The sequence below is a fragment of the Secundilactobacillus folii genome, from assembly GCF_009720675.1.
GTDB lineage: Bacteria > Bacillota > Bacilli > Lactobacillales > Lactobacillaceae > Secundilactobacillus > Secundilactobacillus folii.
In genome coordinates this window covers 76,156-100,399 of sequence record NZ_WNJO01000007.1, presented here as the reverse complement: position 1 = coordinate 100,399, position 24,244 = coordinate 76,156, and the positions used below count along the sequence as shown (strand labels likewise).

Here is a 24,244-nt window from a genome sequence, read left to right as displayed (position 1 = left end):
AAAAGGCTTTCTAGCAAAGAAGCCAGGACATCATCCCGGCTTCTTAAATTGTTTACTTTTCACTGATAGCAGCGATACCAGGCAAGGTCTTACCTTCAAGGTATTCAAGTGATGCACCACCACCGGTTGAAATGTGGGTCAACTTGTCAGCAACACCAAGTTGTTGAACGGCGGCTGTTGAGTCACCACCACCAACAATGGTCGTCGCATCTGATAAAGTACCAAGGTACTTACCAATTTCAAGCGTTCCTTGAGCATAGTTACTCATTTCGAAGACCCCCATTGGGCCATTCCAAACAACCAATTTGGCTGGCTTTAAAACATCTTCAAATGCAGCAACTGACTTCGGGCCAATGTCTAATGCCATGTAGCCATCAGGAATGTCACCCTCAACAGTCTTGTGAGGTGCATCATTATCAAACTTTTCAGCAACCACTGAGTCGACAGGTAATACTAACTTGTCGCCAGCCTTATCCATAATCGATTTTGCTAAATCGATCTTATCCTTTTCGACTAATGAATTACCGATCTTCATACCCTTTGCAGCGTAGAAGGTGTACGTCATACCACCACCGATAATCACCTTGTCAGCTTTATCCAACAAGTTGTCAATCACACCGATCTTGTCAGAAACCTTAGCACCACCTAAAATGGCAACAAATGGGTGAGCTGGATTAGAAACGGCACCACCGATAAACTTAATTTCCTTTTCCATTAAGAAACCGGCAGCGGTTTGTGGCATGTTTGAAGCGATCCCAACGTTTGAAGCGTGTTGACGGTGTGCGGTACCAAATGCATCGTTAATGAACACATCACCAAGGGATGCCCAGTACTTACCCAATGATGGGTCATTCTTTGATTCACGTTTAACTTGTTCACCGTTTTTCACGTCTTCATAACGAGTGTTTTCCATCACTAGAACTTGACCATCGCTCATCTTATTGATGGCGTCTTCAAGCTGTGGACCTTCAGTCGTTGGCACAAAGGTGACCGGCTTATTCAGCAAGTTTGAAAGCCGTTCAGCCACCGGACGCATTGATAAGCCAGGTTTGTCATCTTCGGACTTGATCCGACCTAAGTGGGAAAGCAAAATTGCCTTACCACCATGATCAATGACGTAGTTTATGGTTGGTAATGCAGCCACGATACGGTTATCATTCCCGATCACACCATCTTTAATTGGGACGTTGAAGTCCACGCGCATTAAGACTTTTTTACCCTTTAAATCTAAATCTGAAACTGTTAATTTAGCCAATTTGTAGCCCTCCTGATTGAAATCGAATTAATCATTGTGACCATTGGTACAAGTCATTTGCTATAAAAGGCGGAGAAAGTTTCCTCCTCCGCCTTTTAAATTTACGCTTATTTAATATTAAAGTGAAGCGAAGTGCAACAAAGTACGAACCATGTTGCAAGTGAAGCCCCATTCGTTATCGTACCATGCAACAGTCTTAACTAATTGAGTGTCACCGGCAGTTGTAACTTCAGTTTGAGTTGGGTCAAATACTGAACCATGAGGATCGTCAATAACATCAGTTGAGACGATTTCATCATCGTTGTAACCAAATGCATCGTTGTTAACAGTGTGCTTCTTGATAGCTTCGTTAACTTGGTCAGCAGTAACCTTCTTGTCAAGGACAGTGACTAATTCAGTCAATGATCCATCAACAACGGCAACCCGTTGTGCGTGACCTTGAAGCTTACCATTCAATTCTGGGATAACCAAACCAATCGCCTTGGCTGCACCAGTTGAGTGAGGAATCGTGTTAATGCTTGCAGTACGGTTGTTACGCATCTTCTTACCGCGAGGGCCATCAAGAATTTGTTGAGTAGCGGTGAAGGCGTGGACAGTAGTCATTGTACCAGCCTTGATACCGAATTCTTCGTTCATGAAGTAAGCCAATGGTGCTAGGCAGTTAGTCGTGCATGAACCAGCAGAAACGATCTTGTCGCTAGCTTGTAATGTATCCAAGTTAACACCTGGAACAACAGTCCGAACGTCACCTGCAGGAGCTGAAACTAAGACCCGCTTTGCGCCGGCGTCCAAGTGAGCTTGTGACTTTTCTTCTGAAGTGTAAAAACCAGTACATTCAAGAACGAAGTCAACGCCATCGTTCTTAACCCAAGGAATGTTTTGTGCCTTAGGTTCTGCGTATACAGGGATTTCCTTGCCATCAACAACGATACCCTTATCAGTTGCTGAAACTTCACCAGGGAAACGACCATGTGTTGAATCATATTTTAGCAGGTAGGCCAACATTGAAGGGGTAGTCAAATCATTGATTGCTGCCACTTCGATGTCGTCAGAATGAAGTTCATGAATCCGCTTGAATGCTAAACGACCAATACGGCCGAAACCATTAATACCAATTTTTACAGTCATAACTGTGTTTTCCTCCTTTAGGAAGTTAAAAATAATTATTTTAAAAAGTAACACTAATATATAGTATCACTTCTTTAAAATCGTGTCAGCTAATCCCTCGTCCGTAACCAAAAAACTTTCGGCCGGAGGAATTTGAAAATATGCCTCGACAGCGGCAGCCTTACTGTGACCGCCAGCTACTGCAACCACTAGATCCATTCGATCTAAATCGGCAATCGACAAGCCTAACTTGGGAACGCGGTAAACAATTTGACCATCCTGATCAAAGAAATCACCAAACGCTTCTCCCACGGCATGTCGCTGCTCTAAAACAGCAGTATCTTCGTCGGGCATCTGACGCCGTTTTGCCATTGCCATTGCATCCGCCACACAGTGAATTGCCACGTTTGCGTGATCGATCATGTTTAGTGTCTTAGCAATCATTGGTTCACGGCGTAAAGAACTAGACGTTGACTCTGAGCTAAGCTCTGGTAAATACAGCGCCTGATAATGGCTATCAGTCACTTCTGCCATTCTGGCACAGACCGTATTTGCCTGAATTGCCGGTGACTCTCCCATACCGCCACGAGCTGGTACAAACGTTAGCTGACGGTTATCAGCTAATGTTTCACTAAGCGTGCCTGCAACGGCAGCCATTGTGGTGCCACCCATCACGGCAACGATGCTTTCGCCTGCTGGGAGTTGCTGACGGAGCAATTCATCCGTGGCCTTACCCATTGAAGTCTTAACGTCCGGTCGATCATCACAATCACCCGGAACGATTTGACAGCCACGAAGACCAAGGCGCGCTTTCAACAAGGACTCCTTCTTACGAATGCCAGCCAGGTTTTCAACTAACGGTTGCAAGTTCTTAACGGCTTTTTGGCCGTCATCCGTTAGCCAAACCCCCTTCGCCTGCATTGAAATCAAACCATTATCAAGTAGGCTATCAAGATCCGTTCGCACCGTCCGCTCAGTGAGCTCCAGCGTCTCTGCTAAGGAGCGCCTACCGACCGGTTGCATCTGACGGATCATCAGTAACAGTGAGTAGCGTCTGAGTAGCTTCTGGGTCATCTTCGGTACAACCGCGTTCACCCATTTCCACTCTAAGTCCATAAGACAAAACCAACTCTCTATCACGTCATGGGACAATTCATGTCCCATAGTGACGTAATGCGACCCATATAGGTCAAAAATTAATGGGTACTAATTCCTACCCACAAACTGAATTATAACAGCGACAAATAAGAAATGCAAATATCCGTGAGAACCTATTCAAGTTCATCTCACCAATTACCCCTTGTATTTATATGCAATTTCGGGTATAGTATTCTAGTGTTGAAATGCGCCCGTAGTGTAATGGATCGCACGTAAGATTCCGGTTCTTGAAATGGGGGTTCGATTCCCTCCGGGCGCATAATGAGTATCTAAGCGGTTCACCTGTAACAAAACCCGTTTAGATGACAGAATAAATTGATTCAGAATGTGGGTTCCCTGAACTTTGGGGGAACTCACTTTTTGTATCACTCGACAACTGCGATTCAAGTGCTGACATCATTTTAAGTCAGGGAAGCGCTAGAAAACAGTGCCATTGTTGTTAATAGCGAAATCTTTGACAAGCTTCAACCTTTTTAACTCGATTGAGATTTGGATTATTAAACTAGTCCACCGCTAGCAAAAAAGCGTGTTTGAAGCATTGACCGTCATACTAATTCTCACTGCCAGTCACTATTTGAATGCGATACTCAACTGAGAGGCATTTAACAGCCAAATAGCGCAAAATATGTTATGCTACCGTCTGGTACAAAGCTGATTTGCACGACAACGGTAAAACGAAGTTGTTTTGTTTGACCTTTGTTGACCTTTAGGTTAAACTACAAATCAGTTAGTCAAAACAGACTAATAAACTATTGATCATAAGGAGGCTGCAAAGCTATGAACTTAGTCCCAACGGTTATTGAACAATCTTCCCGTGGCGAACGTGCTTATGATATTTACTCTCGCCTATTAAAGGACAGAATCATCATGCTTTCCGGTCCAATTGAAGACGACATGGCTAATGCCATCATCGCCCAACTTTTGTTCTTGGATGCGCAGGATTCAACAAAGGATATCTACCTTTACATCAATTCACCAGGTGGTGTCATCACTTCAGGAATGGCAATTTACGACACGATGAACTTTATTCAATCTGACGTTCAAACTATCGTTATTGGTATGGCCGCTTCAATGGCCAGCGTCCTGGCATCGTCAGGTACCAAGGGCAAACGTTTCGCATTGCCACACTCACAAGTCTTGATTCACCAACCTTCTGGTGGTGCTCAAGGTCAACAAACTGAAATTGAAATTGCGGCCACAGAAATTTTAAAGGCTCGTAAGATGATCAACGAGATCTTGGCTGAAAATTCTGGTCAGCCAATTGATCGCATCAATAAGGATACTGAACGTGATAACTACTTGACCGCTCAGGAAGCCGTCGATTATGGTTTGCTTGATTCAATCATGACGAGTACCAAAGATCGTAAGTAAGCTTGTTTTACAAATAAAGGACGTCACTTCATAAGAGGTGACGCCCTTTTTGTGTCGGTTAATGTTGCTCGAGTTGCTAATTAAACGGCTTTTGCTCCTCGTAAGCTATCAGCAAATTCACCGATTTTTCTTAAGCGGTGATTGATTCCCGATTTAGAGATTGCCCCACTCGGAATCATCGCGCCAAGTTCCTTAAGGCTGACTTCACGATTAGCTAACCGGACTTCAGCAACTTCCCGTAGCTTGGGAGGCAACTGAGCTAAGCCCACTGTTGAGCGAATAAATTCAATGTTTTGGATTTGTTTGCTCGATGCGTTAGCAACCTTGTCCATATTGGCGTTTTCACAGTTTACCAATCGGTTGACCGAATTACGCATATCACGCATGATCCGCACGTCTTCAAATTTCAACATAGCGCTGCTTGCACCAATTAATGAAAGAAAATCGGCAATTCGCTCGCCCTCTTTAAGATAGGTGATAAAGCCACCTCGCCTTGGTGTTGTCCGGGCATTCAAATCATAGTGATTGATCATATCAGCAATCATTTGATTATGGTCTTCATAAACGGAGTAGATTTCCAAATGATAGCGTGAGGTCTCTGGATTATTGACAGATCCGCCGGCTAAAAAAGCACCCCTTAAGTATGAACGCACCTGAGCGTCATTTTGCAACAGCTCGGGTGGCACTTGTTCGATCAACTGGCCATCTTTGAAGATTCCCAGGTCAGATAACACTTTGTCTGTACCTTCATTGACCCGCACAATATAGAGATTGTTCTTCTTGAGTTTCATCTTACGACGAACGATCAATTCACTTTCGACGTCGTAGAATTGTTTTAATAACCGGTATATCCGCCGGGCAATCGCGGGGTTCTCCGTTTGAATATTCAGCACAAAATGGTGGTTAGCAATTGCCATTGACCCGTTCATTCGGATCAAAGCAATCAGTTCGGCCTTCGCATTTTCACGATGAACTTCAAGCGTAGTCAATTCCTTTTTCACTTCACTTGCATATGACAAAGTTACTATCTCCCCTCGAACTGCTTCATATTGACCTGTCCCAGCAGGTTCATTAATTCGTTAACGACCAATTCGCCGTTGTGGAAAGCGCCGTTATCTCGCAGCTTCAAGAAATCAGCAGAAATGACACGACAGCCCTGTTGGCGCAAACCGGCAAAATCATGAACCACCTGACGCGACATTTCGTTCCAGCGCTGGTAATCAATGTATTCATCTGGCACTTTTTTAGTATTCACTAACACCGTGTCGATCACGTTTTGTTGCAAATGCTGGTTCAAAACTCTGACGTGATCAGCATCCGTGAATTTCTCCGTTTCGCCCTTCTGCGTCATAATATTGCAAATATAGACAACTTCTGCAGTGGTCTCCCGCAACGCCTCACCAACATTACTGATCATCAGATTTGGCAAAATACTGGTGAACAGGCTCCCGGGACCCAGCACGATTTGATCAGCATCCATTATCGCTTCGATCACTTCATCAACCGCTTTAGGTGCCACATCATGGTGTTGACTAGAAGTCACCCAAACGTGTTTGATCAGCTTATGAGCCGCGGTAATTTCTGATTCGCCTGTCAACTTAGTACCGTCAGTAAATTCAGCGTTAAGTTCCAAAGGTTCATTAGCCACCGGATAAATGTGGCCGTCAACTTGCATAATGTCGGACAGTTCTTGAACCGCTTCAAAAATGCCGTTTTTCATTTCTGATAACGCAGCAATCACCAGATTACCCAGCGCATGACCGGCAAAAAATTGATCGTTACTATCAAATCGATATTGAAAAAGTTGCAGAATGATTGGTGACAGTTGGGATAGTGAGACCACCACATTACGAATATCGCCAGGTGGCACCACGTTGACATAATCCCGAATAATGCCTGACGATCCGCCGTCATCCGCGACTGTGACAACAGCGGTGATGTCTACATCGCGACCCTTTAGATTGCGCAAAATGACCGGTAGCCCAGTGCCACCACCCATTACGACAATCTTTGGTCGCCGTCGTTCTTCGATCATAATTAGTTGTTTTCCTTTCGTTTGTTAATATCTCGGTGCGAAATGTGAACCGGATACTTTTCACCCAGTTCGTTGCCGATTCGTTCAGCCAGTGCAACTGAACGGTGTTGACCGCCAGTACACCCGATCGCAATCGTCAAGTTGGTTTTACCCTCCCGTTTGTACCCCGGCACAGTGGTCTGCAACAGGCTCAAAAACTGATGGTAAAAGTCTTCTGTTTCAGGCTGTTTCATCACGTAATCGTAAACCGGTTCGTCCAACCCAGTCTGATTTCTCAGTTCCGGTAAGTAGTACGGATTTGGCAAAAATCGGACATCCATAACAATGTCAGCATCAATGGGCAGCCCGTATTTGAACCCAAACGACATGATTTCAATGTGGAAGGTCTGATTCTCTCGGGATTCAAAATTGTGGAAAATTTCTTCCCGCAGTTTTCGGGGTGTTAACGATGTCGTGTTAATGACCAGCTGAGCTGCTTGCTTCAAGGGCGCCAGTATTTTACGCTCGTCCTTAATCCCGTCGATCACCCGGCCATTTCGAGCCAAGGGATGGGAACGACGGGTTTCCTTGTATCGGGATACCAACGTCTCGTCATCGGCATCTAAAAATACAATTTGAGCCATATCCGAACGATTTAAATCAGAAATATCAGTGGTCATCTGCACGATCTCATCGTAAAAAGCCTTCGAACGCAGATCGATGACGACGGCCACTTTCTTGATTTTACCCGTCTCCTGAACTAACTCCCAGAATTTACTCATCAAAGACGGTGGCATATTATCAATGCAAAAATAGCCCAAATCTTCAAAGGCTTGCATGGCAACAGTCTTACCAGCACCACTCATGCCAGAAATAATTACTAATTGCACATCGTTATTCATCCTATGATCTCCATTCGTTCCATTACAATCCATTTCAACAGTGTAACACACCTGGCGTTTCATTACTAATTTTAGCCGGGTGTTTTTTATTTCCAACACTTTTTAAGTGGCGTTTAGAATAAAAAACAAGCAGCACTGCTTTCGTTATTAACGAAATTCATCACTGCTCGATTAAGATAATCAAATTACAATTTTGAAAAAACTTTTGGCATCAGAATTGATCAAACTTGGTCAAGTTCATTACTGCCTTTACCGTCTTGCGAAAGCTAGAATAATGGCGTTCACACCAAAAACAATTAGGTAAAAACTAATCAGCCATGTGATCGAAATCGAAGCCACTACTGGGTTGATCAACAACATTAAACCAATCAGCAAGGATAAAATATCCAAAATGATTGAAGCAATGAAATATCCAGTACCAAATTCACGCAGATGACCAACGACCATCAAACGTTCAATTGCATCCAGCAAAAACCAAAAAGCGACCATGTAACCCATGACGACAATGCCGCTGCTCGGATCAACAATGAAAAAGACCCCGATCAATAAATCAATAATGGCAAAAATTAGTGCAGCAACTGCCCAGTTACCAACGAAATCGCGTAACTTAGTGTAGCCAGATAACGTGGTTAAACCACTTAAGACGGCTAAGAAACCGAAAACAATTGACATTGCTGTTAGGCTGACACGGGGCATCCCAACGACGATGTAAGCCGCAATCAAGCTCAAAACGCCAGTGATCAGTTCGTGCCAATCGAATCCCCAACGTGGCCTCATACTAAACATAATCCCTCACTCCTAGTCTGTTATCAAATATTTTTCCTATTGCCATCATAACGATTGTGAGATATAAGGGCAAGTTTTCCATAGAAAGTTGCGCTTGGGTTAACAATTCGTCAGTTAAATTCACGATTTCATCCGCATAGACGTTACTAAGGACCGCCTTAAATCGGCTAACTGTGAGTTAGGCTGCTGATCCAAACCAATCAAATAAAAGTGCCGGCGATACTGCTCAGAAAGTATTGTTCTCGGTACCTGAGTGGGTAAAACGCCAACTGACATTAACGTTTTGCCAATCCCTTGATCAAGTAGTCCAATGATGGCCTGATTGCTATCAACCACCAATGTACGCTGGGGAACAATGCCCTGTTCATGTAAGTAGGCATCCGTGTAATGGCGAACACCAGATCCTGGTTCTCTAAACAGCCATAATTTCTCATTCTGCCGACCTGCTAAGACTAACTGATCACCAGAAACTTCAGTTTGCTGAACGTAATCAGCCACGATTGGTTTTTCGATAATGCCGTATGCAATTTGACGGTCAACAACGGCCTTCAAAATTGCCTCTGAATTCATCGTCTCAACTTCAAACTGAAATCGCTCGTCCCTTAGTAAAGTTTTAATTACCCGAGGCAATAGTTCAACGGAGGTGGTTTGAGAGAATCCTAGAACTGCCTTGATCCGTGGCTTTTCAGCCGTTTGTTGCAACCGTTCAAACCCCGTTTGCCAGGTCTGCTGCAGTTTTTCAGCGGTTTGGTACAGTTGAAACGCTGCCGGTGTGGGCTGAACTTGTCGGTGGCCACTCCGATCAAATAAACTGACTCCTAACCGCTCCTCAAGTTGATTGATTTGCACGGATACACTTGGCTGAGAAATAAAAAGCTGCTTGGCCGCTAACGAAAAATTGCGGGTTTCATACACCGCCATGAATGCGGCTAATAGTTTTTCCACCGTTTTCCCTCCATCTATTAAAAATCTTAATTGAACCTATTATAATTTGATATTTCAGTAATGGCAATCAAATCTGTATACTACAACAGGTATTAAGACAGAGAGGAAGCGAATTGATGAAGCCAGAACGAGCGGTTTTACCAGGTTTAAGTTTAAGTTTTGTGATTGCCATTATTAGTCAGTTGATCAACTCCTATTTGATCAAGGGTATTGGTGCCCCAACGGTTGCCTTACTGATTGGCATTTTATTAGGGAACACCATTATTCGACAGCCAAAGTGGCAAAGTGGAACTGCTTGGTCCGAAAAACGATTGTTAGAATATTCCGTATTATTGTTAGGCGCCACCATTACCTTTCAAACCATTCAGGAATTACGATTAACTGGAATCGTCTTTATCGTCATGCAAATGGCGATAACGATCTGCGGAGCAATGCTACTGGGCAAACTACTGCATTTTTCAGAAGGAATGACCCTGCTAATGGCCGGTGGGAATGCCGTCTGTGGGTCATCGGCAATTGCTGCCATCAGCCCCGTTATTGAAGCCCGTGATGAAGACAAGCGGTTGGCAGTCACCCTAGTCAACCTGATGGGAACAGTTCTAATGCTGACACTCCCCATCATCAGCCTGTTAGCTTTTCACCATAATAACTTCTTACGCGGCGCAATCATTGGCGGAACCGTGCAGTCAGTGGGTCAAGTGATTGCCAGTGCCACCATGGTAAATCAGGCAACAACCACATACGCAACGCTTTTTAAAATTTTACGAATCATCATGTTAGTGGTGGTTGTCTTGATCTTCAGTCAACTGCACCAGCATCATCAGTCCGCTAAAGGGATTGAATCAACCGTTGAAAACAGTTGGCGACGTGCTTTGCCCTGGTACGTTGTGGGCTTCATTATTCTTTGCGCACTGAATTCTTGGTTTCATTTTAATGGCACCATTTCTGGTATCGCCCATGGCCTTTCCGGGTGGTGTGAAGTCACCGCATTAGCGGCAATCGGGCTCCGTTTGAATTTTGCCGCGTTCGTCAAAGCTGGCAAGAAACTTGCGCTTTATGGAAGCAGCATTTTGATTGTTCAGGTAGTTAGTGCCCTGATTTTAATCACCGTGTTACTTTAAAGCAATGAGCGACATGCAAAAATGTGACAAAACTCGTTTAGATCACAAAATATAGCAATACAAAAATTGGGTTCCCAATAGTTCAGGGAACCCAATTTTTGTATCACTATACAGCCGTATCCTGAGTCTTGGCACCGATTTAAGCAAGATAGCAATCTAGTTATTAGTCGCATTTTTTCAAGAGTAAAGTTTCGTCACAACTCTTTTGCACTGCTACTATTTACTTTTAACTTTTTCCTTGGCTTCAACTTCTGCCATTCGCTTTTTATCCCGTTCCAAAATTGGTCCAAGATATTGGCCGGTGTAACTTTCTTTGACCTGAGCGATTTCTTCCGGTGTCCCGGTAGCAACAACTCGACCGCCACCGTCACCGCCTTCAGGCCCAAGATCAATCAAATGGTCTGCAGTCTTAATGACATCAAGGTTATGTTCGATAATCAAAACGGTATTGCCATTATCAACTAAACGATGGAGTACTTCCAACAAACGTTTAATGTCATCTGTGTGTAACCCAGTCGTGGGTTCGTCTAGAATGTAGAAATTCTTACCATCAGACTTCTTTTGCAGTTCTGAAGCCAGTTTCATCCGTTGTGCTTCACCACCAGACAAGGTCGTCGCTGACTGTCCTAAAGTCACGTAGCCCAGGCCAACATCATGAATCGTTTGAAGTTTGCGAGTGATCTTGGGAATGGCGCTGAAGAAATCAAGCGCTTGATCAACCGTCATATTTAGGACTTGAGCAATGTTTTTGCCCTTGTACTCAACTTCCAAAGTTTCTGAGTTGTAACGACTACCATGACAAACTTCGCATGGCACATAAACGTCAGGCAAAAAGTTCATTTCAATTTTCAAGATCCCGTCACCGTGGCAAGCTTCACAGCGGCCACCCTTAATATTAAAACTAAACCGACCCTGAGTATAACCGCGCAACTTCGCTTCAGTTGTCTGAGCAAATAATGCTCGGATATCGTTGAAAACACCGGTATAGGTAGCTGGATTACTACGTGGTGTCCGCCCAATCGGACTTTGATCAATGTCGATTACTTTTTCGATGTTTTTAATGCCAGAAACCGACTTGTATTTTCCCGGTTTTTCAGAATTTCGGTTAATTTTTTGTGCCAGTACTCGTTTTAAAATCGTATTAACCAGTGTCGATTTACCAGAGCCCGAAACTCCAGTGACCACGGTAAATTCACCAAGCGGAAAATCAACCGTAATATCTTTTAAGTTGTTTTCGGCAGCGCCAGTAATGCGAATTTTCTTCCCATTACCCTTTCGCCGCTTAGTGGGTACCGGCACAAATTTACGCCCAGAAAGGTACTGCCCAGTCAGTGACTTCTTGGTATTGCGCACCTGTTTAGGGGTGCCGGCAGCCATGACTTCACCACCGTGTTCGCCAGCTCCGGGACCGATATCAATTAGGTAGTCAGCGGCCAGCATCGTATCCTCGTCATGTTCAACAACAATCAACGTGTTACCTAGGTCACGCATCTTTTTAAGTGAGGAGATCAAACGATCATTATCGCGCTGATGCAGCCCAATTGAAGGCTCATCAAGAATGTAGAGCACTCCGGACAGGTTAGAACCGATCTGAGTTGCCAACCGAATCCGTTGCGCTTCACCGCCAGATAATGTACGGGCTGCCCGGCTGAGCGTTAAGTAATCCAAACCAACGTTTTCCAGGAACGTGAGGCGGTCGCGAATCTCTTTTAGAATTGGTTTGGCAATTTTTTCGTTTTGCTCGCTGAATTTTAATTTCTCAAAAAATGGTAGTTCCTTACCAATGGCTAAGTCGGACACTTGACCAATATGCTGACCATCGATCTTAACCGCTAAGGCTTTTCGGTTTAAACGATACCCATGACAGGTCTGGCAGGTTAATTCACGAAAATACTGCTGCATCTGACCCTGAGTAAAGTCGGAACCATTGTGATAACGACGGTTCACATTATTAATGACGCCTTCGAATGGTGCATCCGTTTCGCGAACACCGCCAAAATCACTGTCTAAAACAAAGTGGTAGGCTTTGCCCTTAGAACCATACAAAAGGAACTGCTGATCTTTTTCAGGCAGCTTTTCCCATGGTGTATTCATGTCAATGCCAACCTGTTCGCAAGCTTGGCGAAGCATCTCGGGATAGTACTTAGAACTCGAATCCCACGGTGCCAGCGCACCCTGACGCAGGGTCTTACTTGGGTCCGGTACGATCAGGTCGGGATCGATCTCCATCTTCATCCCTAAGCCATCACAGTCCGGGCAAGCACCAAATGGGGCGTTGAATGAGAATAGACGTGGTTCCAGTTCACCAACCGTAAACCCACAGATGGGACAAGCATAGTGCTCAGAAAACATGATTGGTTCGCCATCGATCAGATCCGCCACAGCATAACCACCACTGAGACGTAAAGCTGCCTCAAAAGAATCAAACAGCCGTGAACGAATGCCATCCTTAACCACGATCCGGTCCACAACAATATCAATGGAATGCATCTGATTTTTATTCAAATCAATTTCTTCATCAACATCATGAACCTCACCATCGATTCGAACTCGTACAAAGCCTTCGCGCTTAATTTTGGCAAACACCTTTTTATGCTGGCCCTTTTTTTCGCGAACAATTGGTGAAAGAATCTGTAACTTAGTTCGTTCAGGCAGCGACAGTACTTTATCAACCATTTGTTCAACCGATTGACTCGTAATTTCAGTTCCATCGTTTGGACAGATTGGCGTGCCGACCCGCGCCCATAACAAACGTAGATAGTCGTTTATTTCCGTTACGGTTCCAACGGTCGACCGTGGGTTCTTGGAAGTTGTTTTTTGGTCAATTGAAATCGCCGGCGACAGACCATCGATCGAGTCCACGTCAGGCTTATCCATTTGACCCAAAAATTGCCGGGCGTAGGCTGACAAGCTCTGCACGTAGCGGCGTTGCCCTTCTGCGTAAAGGGTGTCAAATGCAAGCGAACTCTTGCCAGAACCAGAGAGCCCAGTCACCACAACGAGTTTGTTCTTTGGAATTTTCACGTTGATGTTCTTCAAGTTGTGAGCACGAGCCCCATGGATATCAATATAATCGTTTGCCAAAAATAACGTCCCCCTTATTACGCATCTACTTCAGCTTTTAATTCAAGCACAGTGTCACGCAACGTTGCAGCATGCTCAAAGTCAAGCTTCTTGGCAGCACTGCGCATTTCATCTTCAAGTCGACTGATCATATCCATTTGCTGTTCATGGGTCATCGATTCAAAGTCATTTTCAACAAAGTCATCCTTTTCTCCTGTATCGGTATCCGGTTTCGTGACACTGATCAGATCCCGAATTGGCTTAACGATGGTCGTTGGTGTAATATGATGCTTCTTATTATAAGCAATTTGAATTTTCCGACGGCGGGCAGTTTCGTCCATCGCTTTTTTCATTGAATCCGTCACGGTGTCAGCATACATAATGACCGACCCGTGAACATTTCGAGCAGCCCGTCCCATGGTTTGAATTAGCGAACGTTCATTCCGCAAAAAGCCTTCCTTATCAGCATCGAGAATTGCAACCAGTGAGACTTCAGGAACATCGATACCTTCACGCAATAGGTTGATACCAACTAGCACATCGTATTTGCCTAACCGCAGATCACGAATGATCTGCGTCCGTTCCAACGTCTTAATATCACTGTGCAAATAAGCCACCTTGATACCCAAGTCCTTCAAATAATCGCTTAGGTCTTCAGCCATTTTTTTAGTCAGTGTCGTCACAAATACCCGCTCATTGGCATCGATTCGCTTGTTGATTTCACCGACTAAATCATCCATCTGGCCCATAATTGGCCGGACATCAACTGTCGGGTCCAGTAAGCCGGTCGGTCGAATGATCTGTTCGACGACTGTATCTGTCTGATCCATTTCATAGTCGCCTGGCGTGGCCGACATGTAAACAACCTGGTTAACGTGCTTTTCGAACTCGTCCAATTTCAGTGGGCGATTATCCAGAGCACTCGGTAAACGGAATCCGTAGTCAACTAATTGCTGCTTTCGAGACCGGTCACCATTGTACATTCCCCGAACCTGAGGCATCGTCACGTGGGATTCATCGACGACCAACAAAAAGTCTTTGGGGAAGAAATCCAGTAGTGTGAATGGCGGTTCCCCTGGCTTTCGACCGTCCATGAACCGGGAATAGTTTTCGATCCCGCTGGTATAACCCATTTCGCGCAGCATCTCAATATCATACGTAGTTCGCTGTTTAAGTCGTTGCGCTTCAAGCAACTTACCTTCTGATTCAAAGTAGGCTAGCCGGTCTTTAAGTTCGTCTTCAATACCAGAAATCGCATGATCCATAATATCGTCGTTAGTCATAAAGTGGGTCGCTGGGAAAATGGCAACGTGGTCACGATCACCGACGATCTCGCCGGTTAAAGCGTCGACTTCACGAATCCGGTCAATTTCATCACCGAAGAATTCCACTCTAAAGGCGTGTTCATCACGCGACGCTGGGAAAATCTCAACAACGTCACCGTGAACTCGGAAACGGCCACGTTGAAAATCAATATCATTGCGTTCAAATTGAATATCGATTAATTTGCGCATTAAATCATTACGCTCGATTTGTTGCCCAACTCGCAGAGAAACGGTGTGATTTTTATATTCGGTTGGATCCCCTAACCCAAAGATCGAAGAAACCGAGGCAACAACGATCACATCGTTACGTTCAAGCAAAGAACTAGTGGCAGAGTGCCGTAATTTATCAATTTCATCATTAATTGAGGAATCTTTTTCAATATAGGTATCACTTGATGGTACGTAAGCTTCGGGTTGATAATAGTCATAATAACTAACAAAGTATTCAACCGCGTTATTGGGGAAAAATTCCTTGAATTCGCCGTAAAGCTGTCCGACTAGTGTCTTGTTGTGGGACAGGATCAACGTTGGTTTATTAACGTTTTTAATCACGTTAGAAATAGTAAAAGTTTTCCCGGTTCCAGTAGCACCCAGTAGCACCTGGGCTTTTTTGCCAGCTTCGATACCGTCTGTCAGTTGTTTGATGGCAGCGGGCTGATCTCCGGTGGGCTGATACTTAGAAACCAGATCAAACTTACGATTTTCTTGCCGTTCAATCATGGATGGCGACCCCCTTAATTTCAGTACACGTTAAAAATAGGAAAGCCGGGGCCTTCCCACATGCGTCCGTCTATTTTACCATAGGGAACGTATTTTCGCTAGTAAGAAGAACAAGGTGCGAACCAAGGCGTTTAGGACTGGAGCCTAAGGCAACTTTGGCAGAATTTACGGCGGGCTTGGCCGTGAATTGTGGTGAAGTTGTCTTAGGTGCAAGTTCTGGCCTTGGTGAGCCCGATTAGGCTAGTTAAAAGAAAAAAGTTAAATCAAAAATGAGAAATGTTACTTGCAACAAGGTGCGAACCAAGGCGTTTAGGACTGGAGTCTAAGGCAACTTTGGCAGAATTTACGGCGGGCTTGGCCGTGAATTGTGGTGAAGTTGTCTTAGGTGCAAGTCCTGGCCTTGGTGAGCCCGATTAGGCTAGATAATAGATCAAGTATTCTTAAGGTATCTTCAGGCTACTTACAAATTTCGCTGATAAACGAACACATCAACAAACTGGTCACCAACCCGTGAGCGTGTCGCACTAACTTCTTCAAACTGTACGCTTTGATAAAAGTGCTGACTGTCAGTATCGGCTTTTAAAACTAGGAGTTGAACTTGGACTGCTGTTAGGTCTTTTAAAGTTGCCAATACAGCAGTTAAAATTTGAGCCCGCTGTTCTTCAGAAATAGCGTCCCCATCAACAAAATATTGTCCCAGCCAAACTAATTGTGGTAACGGGTAATCAACCGTCAAGTCCAATGTAGCTATTAGTGTGCCGTGGCTAAACAGACCGAGGTAATATTTTTGAGCTGCAGCAGCCTCACTAGCGACTTCGTCTAAATCAGCAACCGCTTCTCGCCGAGTTAGTTTATGGTCTAGAAATAAATTAAAAAACGACTGGTGCTTCTGCTGTAACCCATAGATTTGATCTTCGTCATCATGCGTTAACACTCGAATTTCATACGGGAGCCGTTTTGCCAGTTGTTCCACCAATGTTTGCATACTATTTTCTCCATTTCCGTTCCTTTATTAACACCTATTATATCTTAATTAGCCAAAAAAATTTTGCCACTGGATTCATTCTTCAACAAAAAAGGGACAGCCATTTGACTATCCCTCACACTCAAATACAGACAACGTATCACACTGTATTTTAAATTTATTTACTTAACAGCTGCACTCTGATCCGCCAACGACTCAATGTACTTGAAGACTTGTTGACCAGCAATGCCACCGTCACCAACAGCAGTTGTAATCTGACGTAAGTCTTTGACGCGTACGTCACCAATGGCATAAATACCGTCAACCTTGGTCTCCATGTGATCGTTAGTTTCGATCCAGCCCATGTCATCGGTAATGCCTAAGTCTGAAAATTGCTCAGTCTTAGGTAAGATACCAACGTAAATGAAGACCCCGCTAGCATCCAGAGTTGTTTCTTCGCCGGTTTGGTTATTGACAAGTTTAACGCCAGTAACCTTCTGATCGTCGCCAAGAATCTCTTCAACATTACTGTTCCAGATAAAGTTCATCTTGTCGTTAGCAAAGGCTCGATCCTGGAGAATTTTCTGAGCTCGTAACTGGTCACGTCGGTGAATAACAGTCACTTTAGAAGCTAACTGAGTAAGGTAAAGTCCTTCTTCAACGGCTGAGTCACCGCCACCAACGACAATGACTTCACGCCCCTTAAAGAAGGCACCATCACATACCGCACAGTAGGAAACACCCCGGCCACCATAGGCTTCTTCACCGGGCACACCTAATTTACGGTATTCAGAACCCGAAGCAATGATCACCGCTTTAGCTTCAAACGTATCAGTATCAGTCTTGACCACTTTTGTCGCGCCATGATCTTCGACCCCTTCAACGTTGCCATATGCATATTCAGCACCAAACTGAGTAGCACCCTTGTACATATTTTCTGCTAAATCTGGTCCCATAACTGATGAAAAGCCCGGATAATTTTCAATTGCCGCAGTGTTGTTCATCTGGCCGCCATAAATTCCGCGGTCTAACATGAGCACGGATAAGTTGGCACGAGACGCGTAAAGCGCAGCGGTCATGCCGCCAGGTCCAGCACCAATTACAATTACATCATACTGTTTTGCCATATGACTTCCCCTTTCATGCGCAACGAATGCGACATTTCTTGATTTTTCGGTAAATTTGATAACGAAGCCCAGTTTACTATCTTTTTGTAAGTTTGTCGAGCATAAACATTTTCTGCTTTAAATTGCCAATTCTTGAAATACCGACGAGTCTCCCAAAGTCTGCGAGATTAGGTTGATTTTTAAAATACTTAAAATTCCGAACGACCCTCACGCATCATTAAATCAGAGATGGCTTGACGAATATCTTTACCCTCGTAAAGGACTTGGTAAATTGCCTCTGTAATTGGCATTTCAACTCCGCGCTGCTTCGAAAGTTCGTAAGCAGACTTAGTTGTTGCAACCCCTTCGATAACCATTCCCATTGTATCGATAACTTCATCTAACGACTGACCACGACCCAGTTCATCACCGGCACGGTAATTACGTGAATTCTTACTGGTCCCCGTGACGATAATGTCACCAACGCCTGCTAAACCAATAAAGGTTAACGGATTAGCACCAAAAGAAGCCCCAAGACGAGAGATCTCAGCCAGTCCACGGGTCATCAGAGCTGCTTTTGCGTTGTCGCCATAACCTAAACCGTTTAAAGCACCCGTACCGAGTGCAATAATATTTTTCAAAGCGGCGGCAATTTCAACCCCGATCACATCAGAATTAGTGTATACCCGGAAGTAACGGTTCATGAATAACTTTTGGACGTGTTCGGCAGCGCTCAGGTCAGCACTAGCAGCAGTGACTAAGGTAATGTCACGCTTGGCAACGTCTTCAGCGTGACTGGGCCCTGATAAAACCGTAATTGAAGAACGCAGATCAGCAGGAATTTCTTCAGCTAAAATTTCAGAGATTCGTTTATAGGTGCCCTGTTCGATACCTTTACTGGCATGAATTAAGGCCGGCTTAGTGTTTAAATCAGCTAAAGCGGCTTTAGCTTGCTGGGCCACCGAGCGAACGGCCTTAGTTGGGACAACAAACAGAACGGTAGTTGCGCCATCCAACGCTTGTTTCATATCAGAATAGGCCACTAAGGTTTCGGAATAGGTAAAATCCTTAATGTAAGCCGTATTGGTGTGGTGCTGGTTAAGCTCGTTGACCTGATCCGGATTATAAGACCAAAGCGACACATCATTGCCGTTTTCATCTAATAAATTAGCTAAAATACTGCCCCATGAACCTGCACCTAATACTGCAATTTTTTCAGACATAACGATTTCTCCTTAATTTTTAGCCTGCTGGGCTTTTTTTGAAAATGGGTTGCCGTCCAGATACATCGGCACTTGTGTCCCCAAACGCCGACGATAAATAATCAACCCAATCGCTCCAATAAATAATATCACAGATAACAATTGCGAGACCCGAATCGAATTAAATAACATTAAACTATCCGTCCTCATGCCTTCGGTAAAGAACCGGCCAAATGAATACCACATGACGTAACCTAAAAAGACTTCACCCTGTTTAAATAAACCTTTACGATGACGCAAACTCATCAACACGATAAAGCCCAGAATATCCCAGACTGATTCATACAGAAAGGTTGGTTGCCTATACGCACCTTGAATGAACATTTGAGAAATGATAAAGTGCGGTAGATGTAAACCTTGTAAGAAGCTAAGACTAGTGATTTGGCCAAAGGCTTCCTGGTTCATAAAATTACCCCAACGACCAATCCCTTGAGCCATAATAACCGTCGGCGCTGCAATATCTAACATTAGCCAAACCGGAATGAACCGTGAACGGCAGAAGAAAAAAACGACCAAGCCGGCTCCAATCAGTGAGCCGTACACGGCGATACCGCCATCCCAGATTCGAATGATTTCCGCAGGATGTTGAGAATAATACGACCATTCAAAAGCCACGTAGTATATTCTAGCGGCAATAATTGCTGCGGGCAATGCCCATAAAATCATATCATAAATATCGTCTGCATTAACGTTTCTGCGGCCACCTTCACGAACGGCCAAAGTGACCGCGATAATGACTGCACTGGCAATGATGATGCCGTACCAGTGAACCTCGATCGGGCCTAAATTAAACGCAATGGGGTTAAGTGCTGCAGTTATTCCCCGCAAGAATGACACCTCTCTACTCTACAGATTAATTAACTTAGTTCTTCTTAGAATTTTCTTTGATCAATCGGTTCAAGTTACGATCGAAAACTTTAGTTGCATCGTAACCCATGGAACGGGCCCGAAAGTTCATGGCTGCTGCTTCAATAATAATGGCCAAATTACGGCCCGTTTTGACCGGAATAGAAATTTTGGGAATTTCCACATCAAAGATTTTTTGCGTCTCATCACCATTTCCCAAACGGTCAAACTTCTTGTCAGTTGAGTAGGCTTCTAGGTGCACGATGAACTCAATGTCGGCCTCACTTCGAACAGCGCCGGCACCAAACAGATTCATCACATCAATAATACCGATTCCACGAATTTCAAGTAGATGGGATAGGATTGCTGGTGCTGACCCGACTAAGGTTTGTTCGTCTTGTTGATAAACTTCCACCCGGTCGTCAGCAATCAAGCGGTGACCACGCTTAACCAATTCCAGCGCGGTTTCACTTTTACCAACACCTGAATCACCGGTGATCAACACACCAACACCGTAAATATCAACCAGCACGCCATGTAACGACTGTCGTTCCGCCAGCTTACCTTCTAGATAGTTAGTCATATTACTGAGAACTCGAGAAGTCGTCATCTTTGTCCCTAAAATTGGGATTCGGGTCTCCTTGGCTGCTTGAACCAATTCTTCAGGCGGCTCTAACTGAGTTGAAATGACAAAGGCCGGCGTCTCTGGTTGACACATTTGGCGCATCACGTTCAAAAGGTCCTCGTGACTCATTCCCTTAGCAAAGGAGGTTTCTGTGATACCTAAAAGCTGGACTCGCTTGGCTGGATAATAATTAAAATAACCGGTCAACTCAAGCCCAGGCCGGGAAATATCACTGGTGGTGATCCTCCTATCCTCTAACAAATCGTCGCCATAGATGATATCTAAGCGAATATTTTTAACTAAATCTGCCACTGTTACACTATCTGCCAAATTTTCGTCCACTACTGGTTTCATATCACTAAAGCGCTATCACTTTAAAGCGCCCCGTTAACCTGGGGGAAGACATCCCACCCACAATACCATCACCGAATTGGTTAACATTGACCAGTAGCGGCCTCCCCTTCTTTTTAAGTCTAGTCATGGTATTAATATAGGTAAAAATTATATTTTCAAATTCTCTACGACTCTCAGTCATGGCGATTTCGGCCAATATAGCTGGAAATGATTGTGTTACATATCGACATCAAAATCGCCACCAACAGCGCAATGCCAAACGAACTAAAATGAAAGTCATTGCCGACTAAAGCTGACGTCATTTGCAGCATGAACCCGTTGATTACAATACTGAACAGGCCGAGGGTCACCACCGTGATTGGCAATGACAGCAACACCAAAAACGGTTTAACTAATGCATTTAGAACAGCTAAAATCAAGCTTGCCAGTATGGCGATCCAGGGACTAGCAACGTAAAAGTCCGCTTTTAAAAATCCAGCCAGTGCCATAAATAAAACGGCGTTAACTATGATTCGCATCCAAAATTTCATCTCTTAAGCAACTCACTTCTTATCAGTATCTTCTTCGGTCACATCATGTAACACTTTGCGTGAGTGTGATTGCTGACTGTTTGTCCACATAGAAGAATGCTTCGAAGTTCCTGTATCTTCAGGAATCAGGACGGTGAGTAGTAAATAAACTAACAACCCAAACACTAGGTGACCTGGGAAAATCGTTAGAATCGCAAAGACAATACGAACCCATAAAGGTCGAATGCCAAAGTATTCAGCTAGGCCACCGAGAACGCCCGTTAAAATCCGGTTTGATGAGCGCGTAAGGCGCCGCTTACTATTCATCAAAAAATCACCTCATTTCTAGTTACCAATTACAGAATAGAGAAAGTAGCCGTTGAAAGCAAGCCCAAAACTAATTTCAATCAGAATCTTAACAGAAATTCTGGGATTTACGGCTAACCTATGATCATTCGATAAAAGGCCAAGCAATCGTTATTTAAAAAACGATAGTTGGCCTCATTTATACTACTTCATTAGCTTTAATTCAACAATTTGTCCCGTCTTTAGGTATACGATCCACTCACCAACGTTAATTAAATAGTCCGCAATGCGAATCAGGTCATCAGCAACTTTATTATAATTCATTGCTGCAATCAGCACACCCGTGTCTTTAGCAATATTGTCATAACTCGCCCGCAGTATTTGGTCGTGAAAAGCCGTTAATTGTTCATTCACCTCAACTAGTGTTTTGGCGGCTTCTTCATCCTTATCAACGTATGCCTGAATGGCCTGTTTAACCATCTTGGTTGTCAGTTGACCCATCTCGGCAAGCTCAGTCTCAATTTCAGCCACCCGAGTATTACCCTTAACATCAATCGTAGAGTACGCAATATTACGAGCATGGTCACCCGCTCGCTCTAAATCCGAGACGGCCTTTAAAATTGTGACCACTTCCCTTAGATCCGTGGTGACTGGTTGATATAAAGCGATAATTTCAAAGGATTTTGATTCCAATTGAATCTCACGTTCGTTGATATCGTGATCATGGTCAATGATGTTTTGTGCAGCCTGCCGATCATGGTTAATAAAGGCGTCAACTGACTGCTGAACCACATTACTTACCAAAATCCCCATTTCGGTAAAACCATTGTCCAATTCATCTAATTCTTCATCAAATAAGCGTCTCATTGATACCCTCCTTCTGCGTGATGCTAAGTACTAGCCAAAGCGCCCACTAATGTAATCCTCAGTTGCTTTCTTAGCTGGATTCATAAAAATCTTCTTAGTTTCATCGATCTCAACCACTTCACCATTCATAAAAAAAGCTGTCCGATCAGCGATTCGAGACGCCTGTTGCAGGTTATGCGTGACAATAATGATAGTGTAATCAGCTCTTAATTTTAACAAAGTCGATTCAATTTGGCTACTTGAAATTGGATCCAAGGCACTAGTGGGTTCATCCAGTAAAATAATATCCGGTGAAACAGCGAGAACTCGCGCAATGCAGACCCGTTGCTGTTGCCCACCAGAAAGTGATAAAGCACTATCATGCAAATGGTCCTTAACTTCATCCCAGACTGCGGCCTGTTTCAGGCTGGTCTCAACGACTTGATCCAAATACTCACGGTTTTGATTACCAGCCAATTTTAGTCCAAACGCAACGTTATCGTAAATTGAAAAGGGAAAGGGATTGGGCTGCTGGAACACCATGCCAATCTCCTTACGTAACGTGACCAAATCAATTTGTGGTGAATAAATATTTTGACCGCGAAACAGGGTGTCTCCAGTTACCGTGACATCTGGAATCAGATCATTCATCCGGTTTAAAGTCCTGAGATAAGTTGATTTACTTGACCCAGAAGGTCCAATTAATGCGGTGATTCCACCCTCATTGAAGGACAGATCGATTCCTTTGAGGGCCTCTTTTTTGCCATAATACACATGTAAATCGTGAGTCTCTAATATTGCACTCATGTGACACCCTCCTTAGCCAAAGTCACCGGCAACATAGTTATTAGTCAACTGAACTTTTGGCGACGTAAAGATTTGTGAAGTCTTATCATATTCAAGTGCTCGCCCCATGTTAAAGAAGGCCGTATAATCACTGATTCGTGCCGCCTGCTGCATATTGTGAGTCACGATAATAATCGTGTAATTAGATTTTAGAGCCGTTAACGTTTCCTCTAATTTACCAGTGGAAACGGGGTCCAATGCACTGGCTGGCTCATCAAGTAATAGAATATCGGGTTTCACGGCGATTGCACGAGCAATGCATAAACGTTGCTGCTGCCCACCAGATAAAGCCAGCGCACTTTTATTTAGCTGATCTTTGACCTCATCCCAGATTGCAGCTTGTTTAAGACTGGTTTCGACGACCTCATCCAAAGTTTTTTTATCCGTGACGCCACGTCGTTTAAGCGCAAAGGTAATGTTATCGTATATCGATTTTGAAAACGGATTCGGCCGCTGAAACACCATACCGATTCGGCGCCGCATCTCATAAACGTCAATTTCAGGACGGTTAATATCAACACCACGGTATAAAATCTGGCCTGCAACGCGGGCAACACCATCATTCATCCGGTTAAGCGATCGAAGAAATGTTGATTTACCAGATCCGGAAGGCCCAATCAATGCAGATATTTGATGTTCGGCAAATTTAAGATCCCCTTCGTAGATTGCTTCATTATCACCATAGTAAACGTGCAACTGTTTAGTTTCTAGGATGATTGGTTGACGATTATCTTGGCTGGGATCGACAATGTGCCGTTCCAACCATAAGTCGTCTTGATGTGTGCTTGCAGGATTAATTAACATCTGAGTTCC

The 24,244-nt window shown here is 44.1% G+C and carries 22 protein-coding genes and 1 tRNA gene; 3 read left to right on the top strand and 20 right to left on the bottom strand.

Annotated elements, in window-relative coordinates; translation table 11 throughout:
- Positions 1-52: 52 nt before the first annotated feature.
- The 3 genes from GM612_RS07245 to GM612_RS07235 form a co-directional block, all read right to left on the bottom strand.
- Entirely contained in the window at positions 53-1,255 is a 1,203-nt protein-coding gene (locus GM612_RS07245; RefSeq protein ID WP_155431719.1) for a phosphoglycerate kinase, read from the bottom strand.
- 117 nt (positions 1,256-1,372) lie between these two features.
- Complete coding sequence (gap, locus tag GM612_RS07240) at positions 1,373-2,383, bottom strand: type I glyceraldehyde-3-phosphate dehydrogenase (RefSeq protein WP_155431718.1); 1,011 nt, start codon at positions 2,381-2,383, stop codon at positions 1,373-1,375.
- A gap of 66 nt (positions 2,384-2,449) precedes the next feature.
- Positions 2,450-3,478, bottom strand: a complete 1,029-nt coding sequence (locus GM612_RS07235; protein ID WP_173021244.1) for a sugar-binding transcriptional regulator — start codon at positions 3,476-3,478, stop codon at positions 2,450-2,452.
- A 229-nt stretch (positions 3,479-3,707) separates the two neighbouring features.
- Here GM612_RS07235 and GM612_RS07230 point away from each other — a divergent pair.
- Together GM612_RS07230 and clpP are read left to right on the top strand one after the other, a co-directional pair.
- Positions 3,708-3,779: transfer RNA gene (locus GM612_RS07230), tRNA-Arg, on the top strand.
- A 518-nt stretch (positions 3,780-4,297) separates the two neighbouring features.
- A complete protein-coding gene (gene clpP, locus GM612_RS07225) occupies positions 4,298-4,891 on the top strand; it encodes an ATP-dependent Clp endopeptidase proteolytic subunit ClpP (protein WP_155431716.1) in 594 nt (197 codons plus the stop codon).
- 80 nt (positions 4,892-4,971) lie between these two features.
- On the opposite strand, the gene whiA is transcribed toward clpP, so the two are convergent.
- The 5 genes from whiA to GM612_RS07200 form a co-directional block, all read right to left on the bottom strand.
- On the bottom strand, positions 4,972-5,910 hold the full coding sequence (gene whiA / locus GM612_RS07220; RefSeq protein ID WP_155431715.1) for a DNA-binding protein WhiA: 939 nt from the start codon (positions 5,908-5,910) through the stop codon (positions 4,972-4,974).
- Between the two features lie 5 nt (positions 5,911-5,915).
- Positions 5,916-6,926, bottom strand: coding sequence for a gluconeogenesis factor YvcK family protein (locus tag GM612_RS07215; RefSeq protein WP_155431714.1), 1,011 nt, complete (start codon positions 6,924-6,926; stop codon positions 5,916-5,918).
- Between the two features lie 2 nt (positions 6,927-6,928).
- Positions 6,929-7,807: an RNase adapter RapZ gene (gene rapZ / locus GM612_RS07210; protein ID WP_155431713.1), complete on the bottom strand. Its 879-nt coding sequence runs from the start codon at positions 7,805-7,807 to the stop codon at positions 6,929-6,931.
- 249 nt (positions 7,808-8,056) lie between these two features.
- Positions 8,057-8,593, bottom strand: a complete 537-nt coding sequence (locus tag GM612_RS07205; protein ID WP_155431712.1) for an HdeD family acid-resistance protein — start codon at positions 8,591-8,593, stop codon at positions 8,057-8,059.
- A gap of 120 nt (positions 8,594-8,713) precedes the next feature.
- Positions 8,714-9,538 (bottom strand): LysR family transcriptional regulator, encoded by an 825-nt coding sequence (locus tag GM612_RS07200; protein WP_155431711.1) that lies wholly within the window; start codon positions 9,536-9,538, stop codon positions 8,714-8,716.
- A gap of 116 nt (positions 9,539-9,654) precedes the next feature.
- On the opposite strand from GM612_RS07200, the gene GM612_RS07195 reads away from it, so the two are divergent.
- Entirely contained in the window at positions 9,655-10,659 is a 1,005-nt protein-coding gene (locus GM612_RS07195; protein ID WP_155431710.1) for a YeiH family protein, read from the top strand.
- Positions 10,660-10,875: 216 nt separating this feature from the next.
- On the opposite strand, the gene uvrA is transcribed toward GM612_RS07195, so the two are convergent.
- From uvrA to pstB (GM612_RS07135), 12 genes are all read right to left on the bottom strand, one after another.
- Positions 10,876-13,743: an excinuclease ABC subunit UvrA gene (uvrA, locus tag GM612_RS07190; protein WP_155431709.1), complete on the bottom strand. Its 2,868-nt coding sequence runs from the start codon at positions 13,741-13,743 to the stop codon at positions 10,876-10,878.
- Between the two features lie 17 nt (positions 13,744-13,760).
- Positions 13,761-15,767, bottom strand: coding sequence for an excinuclease ABC subunit UvrB (uvrB, locus tag GM612_RS07185; RefSeq protein ID WP_155431708.1), 2,007 nt, complete (start codon positions 15,765-15,767; stop codon positions 13,761-13,763).
- Positions 15,768-16,227: 460 nt separating this feature from the next.
- Positions 16,228-16,752: a GNAT family N-acetyltransferase gene (locus GM612_RS07180; RefSeq protein WP_155431707.1), complete on the bottom strand. Its 525-nt coding sequence runs from the start codon at positions 16,750-16,752 to the stop codon at positions 16,228-16,230.
- 161 nt (positions 16,753-16,913) lie between these two features.
- Positions 16,914-17,858 (bottom strand): thioredoxin-disulfide reductase, encoded by a 945-nt coding sequence (trxB, locus tag GM612_RS07175; RefSeq protein WP_155431706.1) that lies wholly within the window; start codon positions 17,856-17,858, stop codon positions 16,914-16,916.
- A 188-nt stretch (positions 17,859-18,046) separates the two neighbouring features.
- A complete protein-coding gene (locus tag GM612_RS07170; RefSeq protein ID WP_155431705.1) occupies positions 18,047-19,060 on the bottom strand; it encodes an NAD(P)H-dependent glycerol-3-phosphate dehydrogenase in 1,014 nt (337 codons plus the stop codon).
- A gap of 12 nt (positions 19,061-19,072) precedes the next feature.
- Complete coding sequence (gene lgt, locus GM612_RS07165) at positions 19,073-19,927, bottom strand: prolipoprotein diacylglyceryl transferase (RefSeq protein ID WP_155431704.1); 855 nt, start codon at positions 19,925-19,927, stop codon at positions 19,073-19,075.
- 34 nt (positions 19,928-19,961) lie between these two features.
- Entirely contained in the window at positions 19,962-20,900 is a 939-nt protein-coding gene (gene hprK, locus GM612_RS07160; RefSeq protein ID WP_155431703.1) for an HPr(Ser) kinase/phosphatase, read from the bottom strand.
- Between the two features lie 197 nt (positions 20,901-21,097).
- Entirely contained in the window at positions 21,098-21,454 is a 357-nt protein-coding gene (locus GM612_RS07155) for a phage holin family protein (protein WP_155431702.1), read from the bottom strand.
- A 12-nt stretch (positions 21,455-21,466) separates the two neighbouring features.
- On the bottom strand, positions 21,467-21,760 hold the full coding sequence (locus GM612_RS07150) for a PspC domain-containing protein (RefSeq protein ID WP_246147641.1): 294 nt from the start codon (positions 21,758-21,760) through the stop codon (positions 21,467-21,469).
- Positions 21,761-21,943: 183 nt separating this feature from the next.
- Positions 21,944-22,606 carry a phosphate signaling complex protein PhoU gene (gene phoU, locus GM612_RS07145; protein WP_155431700.1) on the bottom strand — a complete coding sequence of 221 codons (663 nt, stop codon included), beginning with the start codon at positions 22,604-22,606 and terminating at the stop codon, positions 21,944-21,946.
- A gap of 30 nt (positions 22,607-22,636) precedes the next feature.
- Positions 22,637-23,392, bottom strand: a complete 756-nt coding sequence (gene pstB, locus GM612_RS07140) for a phosphate ABC transporter ATP-binding protein PstB (protein ID WP_155431699.1) — start codon at positions 23,390-23,392, stop codon at positions 22,637-22,639.
- Positions 23,393-23,404: 12 nt separating this feature from the next.
- Positions 23,405-24,193: a phosphate ABC transporter ATP-binding protein PstB gene (gene pstB / locus GM612_RS07135; protein WP_425500340.1), complete on the bottom strand. Its 789-nt coding sequence runs from the start codon at positions 24,191-24,193 to the stop codon at positions 23,405-23,407.
- Between the last annotated feature and the right edge of the window lie 51 nt (positions 24,194-24,244).

What these genes read in the sequence shown, in the direction of transcription:
- gap (WP_155431718.1), bottom strand. Translation starts at nt 2,383, where the DNA reads ATGACTGTAAAAATTGGTATTAATGGTTTCGGCCGTATTGGTCGTTTA.
- GM612_RS07235 (WP_173021244.1), bottom strand. Translation starts at nt 3,478, where the DNA reads ATGGACTTAGAGTGGAAATGGGTGAACGCGGTTGTACCGAAGATGACC.
- clpP (WP_155431716.1), top strand. Translation starts at nt 4,298, where the DNA reads ATGAACTTAGTCCCAACGGTTATTGAACAATCTTCCCGTGGCGAACGT.
- GM612_RS07215 (WP_155431714.1), bottom strand. Translation starts at nt 6,926, where the DNA reads ATGATCGAAGAACGACGGCGACCAAAGATTGTCGTAATGGGTGGTGGC.
- rapZ (WP_155431713.1), bottom strand. Translation starts at nt 7,807, where the DNA reads ATGAATAACGATGTGCAATTAGTAATTATTTCTGGCATGAGTGGTGCT.
- GM612_RS07205 (WP_155431712.1), bottom strand. Translation starts at nt 8,593, where the DNA reads ATGTTTAGTATGAGGCCACGTTGGGGATTCGATTGGCACGAACTGATC.
- GM612_RS07195 (WP_155431710.1), top strand. Translation starts at nt 9,655, where the DNA reads ATGAAGCCAGAACGAGCGGTTTTACCAGGTTTAAGTTTAAGTTTTGTG.
- uvrB (WP_155431708.1), bottom strand. Translation starts at nt 15,767, where the DNA reads ATGATTGAACGGCAAGAAAATCGTAAGTTTGATCTGGTTTCTAAGTAT.
- GM612_RS07180 (WP_155431707.1), bottom strand. Translation starts at nt 16,752, where the DNA reads ATGCAAACATTGGTGGAACAACTGGCAAAACGGCTCCCGTATGAAATT.
- trxB (WP_155431706.1), bottom strand. Translation starts at nt 17,858, where the DNA reads ATGGCAAAACAGTATGATGTAATTGTAATTGGTGCTGGACCTGGCGGC.
- GM612_RS07170 (WP_155431705.1), bottom strand. Translation starts at nt 19,060, where the DNA reads ATGTCTGAAAAAATTGCAGTATTAGGTGCAGGTTCATGGGGCAGTATT.
- GM612_RS07155 (WP_155431702.1), bottom strand. Translation starts at nt 21,454, where the DNA reads ATGAAATTTTGGATGCGAATCATAGTTAACGCCGTTTTATTTATGGCA.
- GM612_RS07150 (WP_246147641.1), bottom strand. Translation starts at nt 21,760, where the DNA reads ATGAATAGTAAGCGGCGCCTTACGCGCTCATCAAACCGGATTTTAACG.
- phoU (WP_155431700.1), bottom strand. Translation starts at nt 22,606, where the DNA reads ATGAGACGCTTATTTGATGAAGAATTAGATGAATTGGACAATGGTTTT.
- pstB (WP_155431699.1), bottom strand. Translation starts at nt 23,392, where the DNA reads ATGAGTGCAATATTAGAGACTCACGATTTACATGTGTATTATGGCAAA.